Source organism: Phormidium sp. CCY1219 (genome assembly GCF_035615515.1).
Lineage (GTDB): Bacteria > Cyanobacteriota > Cyanobacteriia > Cyanobacteriales > Laspinemataceae > CCY1219.
Window position 1 is genome coordinate 1 of the sequence record NZ_JAJENT010000021.1, and the last position, 210, is coordinate 210.

Consider the following 210-nt stretch of genomic DNA (forward strand, 5'->3'; position numbering starts at 1 on the left):
AATTGGGGTGCGATCGCCTCCCGTTTCTTCCGCTTCCACATTGCTAGCTGTTTCTTCGCTAGCAGTTGCTGTCTCGGAGTCTCCAGCCGTTTCTTCCCCTACATTCTCTACCACTTCTGTGGCATTACTCACTGGGGTTTCGGTGACAATTTCCGCTGGGGGAGTCGTCTCCTCACGCGAGGATTCTACAGTTTCGACGGGTTCCGATGA

At 53.8% G+C, this 210-nt stretch carries 1 protein-coding gene; it reads right to left on the reverse strand.

Annotated elements, in window-relative coordinates:
• On the reverse strand, positions 1 to 210 hold a 210-nt coding region (locus tag LKK83_RS31720), incomplete at both ends, for a hypothetical protein (RefSeq protein WP_324628747.1).